The organism is Microcoleus sp. (assembly GCF_049646505.1).
GTDB lineage: Bacteria > Cyanobacteriota > Cyanobacteriia > Cyanobacteriales > Microcoleaceae > Microcoleus.
In genome coordinates this window covers 1-2,075 of record NZ_JBARVX010000371.1, presented here as the reverse complement: position 1 = coordinate 2,075, position 2,075 = coordinate 1, and the positions used below count along the sequence as shown (strand labels likewise).

General features: G+C 38.9%; 3 protein-coding genes. 2 read left to right on the top strand and 1 reads right to left on the bottom strand.

Going from position 1 to position 2,075, the window contains the following annotated elements:
* Window positions 1–190 precede the first annotated feature (190 nt).
* Together WBA89_RS18795 and WBA89_RS18790 are read left to right on the top strand one after the other, a co-directional pair.
* Window positions 191–1,306 (top strand): DUF262 domain-containing protein, encoded by a 1,116-nt coding sequence (locus tag WBA89_RS18795; protein WP_424408728.1) that lies wholly within the window; start codon window positions 191–193, stop codon window positions 1,304–1,306.
* Window positions 1,306–1,770, top strand: coding sequence for a HEPN domain-containing protein (locus tag WBA89_RS18790; protein WP_424408727.1), 465 nt, complete (start codon window positions 1,306–1,308; stop codon window positions 1,768–1,770). Before WBA89_RS18795 ends, WBA89_RS18790 begins: the two co-directional genes overlap by 1 nt.
* 66 nt (window positions 1,771–1,836) lie before the next feature.
* Here the strand turns inward: WBA89_RS18790 and WBA89_RS18785 are convergent.
* Window positions 1,837–2,075 (bottom strand): Uma2 family endonuclease (locus tag WBA89_RS18785; RefSeq protein ID WP_424408726.1); only part of this gene is annotated, 239 nt, incomplete at its 5' end.

The following is a 2,075-nucleotide window of genomic DNA, read 5'->3' as shown; positions in this document are numbered from 1 at the left end:
CAGGTTCTAAGGGTGTTTTCTCAGCCCGGACTTTCGGGCACCCCTAGCTAAGCTATTGATTGTATCACCGATTTCTGTCCGCGACGGCAGCAACTAAGGAAATCTTAATATTGAGAGATAGATGAGGTTCGCGATCGAGGGTGAAAGAAGATTTGCTACAATAAGAGTTAATGAGAGTAGGTAAAGCAGTATGTCAGATGAAGGTCAGACAATTACGAGACAAGAGCCAGAAACTATCGACGAGGAAAACTTCATTGAAAATACTGTGGAAGAGGAGTCTGATGAAAAAATTATCTTCAGATACTATATCACCAGTTATGGAGCGGACTATACCCTTGATAGTCTTGTTAAACGCATCCAAGACGGCAGCATATATGTCCCTTCATTCCAAAGGGCTTATGTGTGGAACATTAAGGATGCCTCCCGTTTTATCGAATCTCTTTTGCTAGGTCTTCCGGTTCCAGGAATATTTCTATCAAAAGAGCAAGACACACAGAAATTGTTAGTGATTGATGGATTACAGAGGTTGCGTACACTTCAGTATTTCTATGAGGGAATTTTTGCACCTACCAAAAAAGAGTTTGCCCTAAAAGATGTGCAGTCAGAGTTTGAGGGGGTTACATACAACTCTTTGCCATCAGAACATCGGCGGAGATTGGATGATTCGATATTACACGCTACGATTGTCAAGCAAGATGAGCCTTCTGATGATAACAGTAGCATCTATCAGATTTTTGAACGCTTGAATACAGGAGGTAAAATACTCGCATCTCAAGAAATTAGAGCCTGTATTTATCATGGCAAATTCAAAGATTTACTTCAACAACTTAACCAAAATAATTCATGGCGAGATATTTTTGGAAAATCTGACACAAGGATGCGGGATGAAGAACTTATTCTGCGATTCTTAGCACTTTATTTTAATGGTGATAATTATCAGAAGCCAATGAAAGAATTTCTCAATCAATTTATGGGTGAAAATCAAGGGTTAAAGTTACATTCACAGCCTCAAATAAGACAAGCATTTGAGCAAACTATTCAGGTCATTCATCAATCTTTAGGCGCTCAAGCTTTCAAGCCAAAAAAAATGATTAATGCTGCTGTCTTTGATGCTGTGATGATAGGTATAGCCCGCAGATTAGAAAAAGGTAAAATTGACAATACTGAAAGATTAAAAGATATATATCAAAAACTTTTAAATGACGAAAATTTCCGCCGTTTTACAGTTGACACAGCACGTACTACTGAGAAGGATGCTGTTAATGGTAGGATTGAAATTGCTACCCAAGCTTTTGCTGCCTTGTAATGAAAAATCAAGAAATCAGCAGGAATAAGCAGGAACTTGACTATTTGTTTGAAAAAGTTACAGCTTTCGAGGCAGATACCTATCTTCAATCTCATTGGGCTAGGTATTTATGTGTTTTAGTATCGGGATTTTTAGAGACTTCTGTGCGTATAATTTATAGAGAGTATGCTAAAGATAAAGCTATACCACAAGTGGCTAACTTTGTTGAGGGGAAGCTACAGGATTTTCAGAATCCTAAGATGGAGAAAATTCTTCAATTAACAGGGTTGTTTGACAAAGATTGGGCAAATGATCTGAGGTGCAAAACAGAAGGTGAACTAAAAGATGCAGTTGATAGTATTGCCAATAACAGGAATAAGATAGCGCATGGTGATTCAGTTGGAATCAGCTACAGTCAAATAAAAGGTTACTACGAACGGGCGATTAAGGTAATTGAGTTGATCGAAAATCAATGCAGTAAATAATCACGGAATTCCTGTAGGGTGCAAGGTCTGAATTGTAAGTTATATTTTACCAAAAGTGCGATCGCCCTAACCCAAGATTAAATCAACACTCACTACAAACTCAGGAAAAGCTAGCGGCGAAACTTGTTCTCCCCGCTCAAATTTTTGCATGGAAGTGTAGCCATCAGCCGTCGCATCGCGGTAAACTTCTAAACAATTAACCTCAAGATCCCACAACCAAACTTCCTGAATGCCCGATCGCGCATAATTCGGTACTTTCACATCCCGGTCATAATTAACCGTGCTATCTGCTACCTCTACCAACA